At 74.9% G+C, this 7335-nt stretch carries 7 protein-coding genes; 1 reads left to right on the forward strand and 6 read right to left on the reverse strand.

Annotated features, from left to right (window positions below; genetic code table 11):
- Positions 1-41: 41 nt before the first annotated feature.
- The gene (locus ACSDG8_RS04140) at positions 42-989 is read left to right on the forward strand and encodes an acyltransferase domain-containing protein (RefSeq protein WP_210891037.1); all 948 of its coding nucleotides are present in this window, start codon (positions 42-44) and stop codon (positions 987-989) included.
- Here ACSDG8_RS04140 and ACSDG8_RS04145 read toward each other — a convergent pair whose 3' ends face one another.
- From ACSDG8_RS04145 to ACSDG8_RS04170, 6 genes are all read right to left on the reverse strand, one after another.
- Positions 990-1538, reverse strand: coding sequence for an adenylate kinase (locus ACSDG8_RS04145; RefSeq protein ID WP_210891035.1), 549 nt, complete (start codon positions 1536-1538; stop codon positions 990-992). It abuts the gene before it with no gap.
- A 47-nt stretch (positions 1539-1585) separates the two neighbouring features.
- Positions 1586-2809, reverse strand: a complete 1224-nt coding sequence (locus tag ACSDG8_RS04150; protein ID WP_210891032.1) for a multidrug effflux MFS transporter — start codon at positions 2807-2809, stop codon at positions 1586-1588.
- Between the two features lie 278 nt (positions 2810-3087).
- Positions 3088-5148, reverse strand: coding sequence for a 2-oxo acid dehydrogenase subunit E2 (locus ACSDG8_RS04155; protein WP_210891030.1), 2061 nt, complete (start codon positions 5146-5148; stop codon positions 3088-3090).
- The gene (locus ACSDG8_RS04160) at positions 5145-6047 is read right to left on the reverse strand and encodes a thiamine pyrophosphate-dependent dehydrogenase E1 component subunit alpha (protein WP_210891028.1); all 903 of its coding nucleotides are present in this window, start codon (positions 6045-6047) and stop codon (positions 5145-5147) included. Before ACSDG8_RS04160 ends, ACSDG8_RS04155 begins: the two co-directional genes overlap by 4 nt.
- The gene (locus ACSDG8_RS04165; RefSeq protein ID WP_247677904.1) at positions 6044-6283 is read right to left on the reverse strand and encodes an acyl carrier protein; all 240 of its coding nucleotides are present in this window, start codon (positions 6281-6283) and stop codon (positions 6044-6046) included. Before ACSDG8_RS04165 ends, ACSDG8_RS04160 begins: the two co-directional genes overlap by 4 nt.
- Positions 6280-7290: a 3-oxoacyl-[acyl-carrier-protein] synthase III C-terminal domain-containing protein gene (locus tag ACSDG8_RS04170; protein ID WP_210891027.1), complete on the reverse strand. Its 1011-nt coding sequence runs from the start codon at positions 7288-7290 to the stop codon at positions 6280-6282. Before ACSDG8_RS04170 ends, ACSDG8_RS04165 begins: the two co-directional genes overlap by 4 nt.
- Positions 7291-7335: the final 45 nt, after the last annotated feature.

A 7335-nucleotide genomic window follows, 5' to 3' on the forward strand; every position in this document is an offset into this window, starting at 1 on the left:
CGGGGCTGTCGGCGCGGACGCCGGCCGGTAGCGTCGTCCCCATGGATGTGGACGACGTCGCCGGCCGGCTCGGCGTGCCCGCCGAGGAGATCGACCGGGTGCGCCGGCTCGCCGGCGACCGGCCGTCCGCGCCGCTGCCCGCCCGGGCGGACGCGCCCGCGCTGCTGGAGCGGCTCGCGGTCCGCCCCGACGACGCCGCCGAGATCATGGCGGCCTGGCCGGAACCGGATTCCCCACTGTGGACCCCGGAGCTGCGCTGGCTGCTCGACCGCTCGATCGCCCTGGTCCGGGCCGACGTCGGCGGCTTCGGCTGGCTGCCGCCGGGCCCGGCGCTGCCCCGCGACCGGGGGCCGGCCTGGCGGCATCTCTACGCCTACGCGTACCTGGCGCTGGTCGACGTCGTCCGGGCGTACCACGCCGACCACGGCGTCCCCGACGAGGTGTCCTGGGCGACGCTCGCCGACCTGGGCAACAACCTCGCGGTCGACCGGCGGATGCACGGTGAGGGCTGGCCGGTCATCCAGAGCTGGCTGACGCTGCACGCGCGCGGCGGCATCTACGAGCTGGGCCGGCTCCAGCACCAGCGCGGCGACACCGGCGCCCTCGACCTGCACATCCCCGACTCGGGGCCGCTGACCCCGGAGGCGGTCGACGCGTCGCTGGAGCGGGCCCGGGAGTTCTTCCCGCGCCACTTCCCCGACGAGAGCTACACCGCCTTCTCCTGCGGCTCCTGGCTGCTCGACCCGCAGCTGAGCGAATACCTGCCGGCGGAGTCCAACATCGTCCGGTTCCAGCGGCGGTTCACGCTGGAGCCCTACCAGCAGATGGACGGGCTGGACGGCGACGTCGAGGTGCTGCGCTTCGTCTTCCGCAGCCTCAACACCCCGCTGGACCGGCTGCCCCGCCGCACCGCGCTGCAGCGAGCGGTCCTCGACCACCTGCGGGCCGGCCGCCACTGGCAGTGGCGCCGCGGCCGCTTCCCGATGTAGTCACGCCCCGCGCCGGCCCGGCACCGGCGAGCCGCTCGCCAGCCAGTCGTCGAGAGCGGCCGGGTCGGCGAACAGCAGCACCGGCGGTCCGGCCGGGTCGGCCGCCCAGGCCCGCATGCGCCGGCGCGCCCGGCCGAACCCGGTGACGTGCCACACGAGGACCGAGTCGAGGGACAGCACGCTTCCCCACGACTCCCGGTTGCCGTTGCAGATCTGCTCGCCACTGGCCAGCCGCTGCCGCGTACGCCGCAGCAGCCGCCGGAACGAGACGCCGCGCGGGTAGTCCAGGCCGATCACCAGGTCGGCGCGGCCGAGCACCACGTCCCGCCAGCCGTGGTAGGCGCCGTCGAGAATCCATCGGTCGCGCCGGCAGATCTCCTCGATCCGCCGCCGCTGCTCGGCGACCGGCACCTCCACCCAGCCCGGCTCCCACAGCAGGTCGTCGACCGGATGCCAGGGCACCTCGAAGCGCTGCGCCAGCCGTGCGGCCAGCGTCGACTTGCCGGACCCGTGGATCCCCTCGACCAGGATGCGGGCCGGGGCGGTCATGGCAGCAGCGTAGGCGCCGCGCGCATCCCGCGCCGCCGGGCGGTCCGTCAGTGCGCGACCGCGACCGTCGGATCCGCCTCCAGGCCGGCGAGCTGCGACGGCCGCACGACGACCAGCAGCACCGCCAGGGCCGCCACCATCCCGCCGGCCACCACCAGCGCCATCGCCACCGCGCCGGTGCCGAGCACGCCCACCAGCGGTGCCGCCACCGCGCCCACGCCGAACTGCACCGCACCCAGCAGAGCGGACGCCGTGCCGGCCGCCTCGCCGTGGCGGGACAGGGCCAGCGCCGGGGCGTTCGGCATGGCCAGGCCCGCCGCCGCCAGCACCACCCACAGCGACACCAGCAGCGCGGGCAGCCCGCCGAAACCGGTCGCGGCGAACACCACCAGCGCCAGCCCGGCCACCGTGCCCCCCACCAGCGAGGCCACCAGGATCCACTGGGACGAGTAGCGGCGCAGCAGCCGCACGTTGTACTGCGTCGCGCCGATCAGGCCCACCGCGCCGGCCCCGAACGCCAGCCCGAACTCCTGCTCGTCGAGGCCGTACCCGTCCTGGAGGACGAACGACGAGCCGGCCACGTACGCGAACAGCGCCGCCATGGCCAGGCCGGCGACCAGGACCAGGCCGACGAAGACCCGGTCCCGCAGCAGCCCGCCGTAGTTCATCACGGTCGCCACGACTCCGCCGCGCTGACGGCGCGCGGGCGGCAGCGTCTCCGGCAGGGCGAGCGTGGCCAGCACGACGAGCAGCACCCCGAAGACGGCCAGGACCACGAACACGCCGCGCCAGTCGGTCCACCGCAGCACGCCGCCGCCGAGCGTCGGGGCCAGGACCGGCGCCGCGCCCATCACCAGCAGCAGCCGGGACAGCATGGTGGCGAACGCCGACCCGCTGAACAGGTCACGCACCACCGCCATCGCCACCACGGCGGTCGCGGCGACGCCGAGGCCCTGCACGACCCGCAGCACGCCCAGGACCGCGACATTCGGGGCGATCACGCACAGCGCCGACGCCACGATGTGCAGCAGCAGACCGGCGATCAGCGGACGGCGCCGTCCGACCGCGTCCGACAGCGGCCCGATCAGCAACTGCCCGACGGCGAGCCCGGCGAGCGTGCCGGTGAGCGTCAACTGGACCGCCGCCGACGTGGTCGCGAAGTCCGTGACGATGGCGGGCAGCGCGGGCAGGTACATGTCGATGGTCAGCGGACCCACCGCGATCAGCGAGCCGAGGACCAGCACGAGCTTCAGCCGCTGGCCTCGGCTCATCAGGTCGCCAGGGGTGGGCGTCGGGGCAGCATCGGTCGTCTGGGGCGTCCCGGCCCGGTCGTGCGACCGGGCGCGGGAGGGTGCGGCACTCACACAGTGAGTCAAATGCGTCCCCGGTGATCACATTCCCGTCTCGGCGAGAGGTAACGCAGGTCACGCGCCTGCCCACCGGCGCGGCACGCCGCCGGACAGGGGCCGACGTCGCTGCCGGCGCCGGACGGGGACGAGGCGGCTGCGGCGCGCGCGACGACCGCACGGCGGCCGATCCGGGGTGCCGGTCAGCGTTGCAGCACCTCGCCGAGCGCGGCCAGGTACGCCCCGGCCTGCGCCCCGTTCACGAGCCGGTGGTCGTACGCCAGACCCAGGTCCGCCACCGTCCGCTCGCGTACCCCGCCGTCGCCGTCGAGCACGACCTCGCGGTGCACGTCCGGCACCGAGAGGGCGCAGGTGACGCCGGGCGGGATGATCGGCCGGGCCACCGTGACGCCGGGTGTGTCGTTGAGCGCGACGAGGAAGTTCATGCCGGCCATGTCCTCCTCGCGGAGCCGGCCGCGCAGCGCCTTCATCCGCAGCGCGACCACGGCGTCAGCGAGGTCGCCGAGGTCCAGTCCGGCCGCGTCGCGGATCACCGGCAGGAACAGTCCGGTGCCGACGTCCACGGTGAGCCCGATCGACGGCGCTTCCGCGTCGACCACCAGCGCGTCGCCGGTGAGCCGGGCGTAGAGGGCACCGAACCGCTCGTGCAGCGCGGCCACGGCGGCGATGACGACCTCGGTCAGGCCGACCGTGGCGCCGGTCTCGTCGGCGGCGCGGCGGGCGTGTGCGAGCGCTGCCGTCACGTCGACGCGGACGGCGGTGAAGGCCACCGGGATCTCCCGGTGCGAGGTGGACACCACGTCGGCGATGCGGCGCTGCGCCGGTGGCAGCGGCCGCCCCGGCGTCGCCGACCGTGTCCCCACGGCCTCCACCTGCTCCGGGTACGCCGCAGCGGGCGAGCCCGGCGTATCCACCGACGCGGGCACGGCCGACTCGGGCAGGATCCGGCCGATGGGAGCGCCCGGGGCGCAGTCGGCGCCGGCGGCCACGTCCTGACGCAGCACGCCGGCCTGCGTCGCCGCGAGTTCCTCAATCGCCTTGGACGTCTCGACCGCCGCGACCGGCTCACCGGCCTCCACCGAGGCGCCGTCCGCGACCAGCCATTCCAGCAGCACGTAGCTGTCGTCGTTGGGGTTGAGCCGCGGTACGTCCACCGGGACGCCCGGAGACACGCCGGCCGGAGTAGCCGGGGCGGCGTCAGTCGGTCCGCCCCGGTCGCCGGTCGCCGCCGGCGCGGCGGGCAGGCGCATGATCCGGTCCAGGATCGCGTCGGTGCCGAGCAGCACCGCCTGTTCCAGGTGCGGCGCGGACGGGATGACCCGGTCGGCGGAGCTGACCAGCTCGACCGGGCCGCGCAGCAGCGGCCACGCCTCGGCGTGCAGGCGGGCGGCGACCTCGCTCCCCCACGTGCCGCCCGCGGTGCTCTCCTCGGCGACGATCACGCCGTGCGCGCCGGCGAGCAGGTCGCGCAGGCCGTCCACGTCCACCGGGTAGAGCCGCGCCGGGACCAGCACCTCGACCGTACGTCCCCGCTCGGCGGCCCGCGTGGCGGCGGCGATCGCCCGGTTGGCGACCCCGCCCGGCGCGATGACGAGCGTCGGCGAGCCGGTGGCGTCCGGGTCGTGGACGCGGGCCCAGTTGCCGTCCGCGCCGCGCAACTCGAAGGCGAGGCGGTCGTCGACGCGGCCGTCCACGTACCGCCGCCGGGTGTAGAGGATCTTGTCCTCGAACAGCATCGCCGGTTCGTCGCGGCGCAGCGCGGCGGCCAGCACGTCGGCCGCGTCGTGCAGCGGGGACAGCTCGTACAGCGCGAGGTGCGGGATGCCGATGAAGTGCTTCTGCGGGCTCTGGCTGTGCGTCGCGCCATAGCCGCGCCCGCCGCCGACCGGGCAGCGGATCACCACCCGCATCGGTGTGCGCTCGCCGTACATGGCGACGGACTTGGTGATCAGGTTGAGGATCGGATCGAAGGCGAGACCGGCGAAGTCCCCGAACATGATCTCGACGATCACTGTGTCGCCGCACAGCGCCAGGCCACCCGCGACGCCGGTGATGCCGTTCTCGCTCAGCGGCGTCGACAGCACCCGGTCCGGGTAGGCGGTGGAGAGGCCCTGGGTCACCTTGAACGCCCCGCCGTACGGGTCGGCGACGTCCTCCCCCAGCAGCCAGGCCCGCTCGTCGGCGGCGAACAACGCGTGCAGGGCCCGGTTGAGGTTACGGCTCACCCGTTCCGCGCGCGTCACGCCGCCGCTCCGCGCGCGAGCGGCCGGGCCAGCACCTCGGCCGAGACCTCCGCGACCCGCTGCCGGGCCCGCGCGTCGGCGGCCGCGAACCGCTCCGGGTACGCCTCGGCGTACCGCTGGAGCCAGTCGAGTCGGCGCAGCCGGTCGAGTTCGTCGGCGGGCCGGGTGTCGTCGCCCTTGCTGTGCGGGCCGAGCCGGACCGTGTGCTGCACGAGCACGTGCGGCGTCCGGGTGGCGCGGACCCGCTCGACGTGCGGCGCGGCGGCGGCGCGTACCTCGGTGAGGTCGAACGAGCCGGACTCGCTGACGGTGATGCCGAACCCGGCGACCCGGCCCGCGATGGTGCCGGCGAGCTGCGCGGTGGTCGAGGTGGACTGGGCGATCCGATTGTGCTCGACCACGACGAGCAGCGGCACCCGCCACAGCGCGGCCATGTTCAGCGCCTCGTAGACAGCGCCCTCGCCCCAGGTCCCGTCGCCGATGTACGCCACCACCATCGCGTCCTGCCCGGTGCGGTTGAGGTGCAGTCCCACGCCGACAGCGGCGGGCAGGCTCTCCCCCTGCACGCCGGTGGACAGGAACCGGTCCCGGCGCAGGTGCTGGCTGCCGCCGTAGCCGTGGCACACCCCGCCCTCGCGGCCGAGCAGTTCCGCCAGCAGGCCCTCCGGGTCGCCGCAGTGCGCCAGGTAGTGCCCGTGTCCACGGTGGTTGCTGAACACGAAGTCGCCGGTCAGCAGCGGGGCCAGCGCGACCGGGACGTACTCCTGGCCGAGGCAGGTGTGCGTGGTGCCGGCGAGGTGACCGTCGGCGTACAGGCGCAGCAGGTGCTCCTCGAAGCGGCGGATGAGCAGCCCCGCGTCGAGGTCGGCGTCGTCGAGCGGGGCCGGCGCGGCTGTCACTCCGGCACGCCCCGCTCGGCGAGCAGCGCGCGCAGGTCGCCCACCGACCGCACGGTCCGGATCTCCCGGGGCGTCAGCGAGATCCGGTACGCGTCCTCGACGGCCGCGACGATCTGGAGGTGACGCAGGCTCACCCACGCGGCGGTGGTCGCGGGGCCGGTCTGCGCGTCGACCTGGTCGACGGGCAGTTCCAGCACGTCGGCGACGAGCCGCACCAGCCGGCTGGACATGCTCATACCTCGATGATCGTACAGGCCCAGTGGGTGCCCCGACCCAACGAGATCAACGCGACCCGGTCGCCCTCGTGCAGCTCACCGGCGTCGAGCAGGCGGCTCAGTCCGAACAGCTGATCCGCCGCGCCGAGATGCCCGTACTCGGCCGCCAGTGCCCGGTTGGTTCGCTCCGGCGGCACCTTGTGGGCCTCGGCGAGTGACGTCATGGCGCGTTCGTTGTCGGCGACGAGGATCAGCCGCGCCAGGTCGGCGACGGTGACGCCGGCCCGCTCGCAGGCGCGTTCGGTGACCCGCACCATCCGCTCGTCGAGGTGGCGGGCGTACTGCGCGAACTGCTCGGGGTCGTAGTCGAAGAACTCCATCACGTGCCACACGTCGCGGGCGGCCGGCGGCTCGGCGCCGGGTGCGAACGGCGCCGCCGCGCCGCCGCCGTCGAGCCGGTAGAACCCGGCGTAGCGGCCGTCGGTGGCGGCCTCGGTGACCTGCCAGCGCAGCCGGGGATGCCCGCGCCGGGCCACTGTGGCCACCGCGCCGTCGGAGAACACCATCGGCTGGGTCTCCATCCGGTTCCAGTACGCCTCGCAGGTCCGGTTCGCGGCCACCACGAGCGCGGTGGCGTACTCCGGGTGGGTGGCGAACTTTCCGGCGACGGCGTCGAGGCTGAGCACACCGGTGGTGCACGCCTGGGTGAGCAGCACCGCTTCGGCGCCGGCCGCGCCGAGCCGGTACGCCAGGTCGGCGGCGGCGTCCCAGTAGAGGTGTTCGGTGAGGTCGGTGACGGCGAGCACCAGCAGGTCCACCCGCGCGGCGGGCAGCGTGGCCGCGTCCAGGGCTCGGCGGGCGGCCCGCTCGGCGAGGTCGGTCAGGCCGACGTCCGGCGCGGCGCGGTGCACCCGCCGGTAGCCGTAGCCGAGGACGCGGTTGACGTCGTCGGTGTACTGCGCCACCACGTCGGCGACGGGCGCCGGGTCGCCGAGCGCCTCACCGAAGGACACCAGCCCGAAGCTCATGCTCGACCGTCCCGCCGCAGATCCGCCGCTGCTTACCATTCCCCC

Source organism: Micromonospora sp. LA-10, assembly GCF_051853095.1.
GTDB lineage: Bacteria > Actinomycetota > Actinomycetes > Mycobacteriales > Micromonosporaceae > Micromonospora > Micromonospora echinospora_A.

Coding starts and splice junctions, on each gene's coding strand:
- ACSDG8_RS04140 (WP_210891037.1), top strand. CDS start 42: ATGGATGTGGACGACGTCGCCGGCCGGCTCGGCGTGCCCGCCGAGGAG.
- ACSDG8_RS04145 (WP_210891035.1), bottom strand. CDS start 1,538: ATGACCGCCCCGGCCCGCATCCTGGTCGAGGGGATCCACGGGTCCGGC.
- ACSDG8_RS04150 (WP_210891032.1), bottom strand. CDS start 2,809: ATGAGCCGAGGCCAGCGGCTGAAGCTCGTGCTGGTCCTCGGCTCGCTG.
- ACSDG8_RS04165 (WP_247677904.1), bottom strand. CDS start 6,283: ATGAGCATGTCCAGCCGGCTGGTGCGGCTCGTCGCCGACGTGCTGGAA.
- ACSDG8_RS04170 (WP_210891027.1), bottom strand. CDS start 7,290: ATGAGCTTCGGGCTGGTGTCCTTCGGTGAGGCGCTCGGCGACCCGGCG.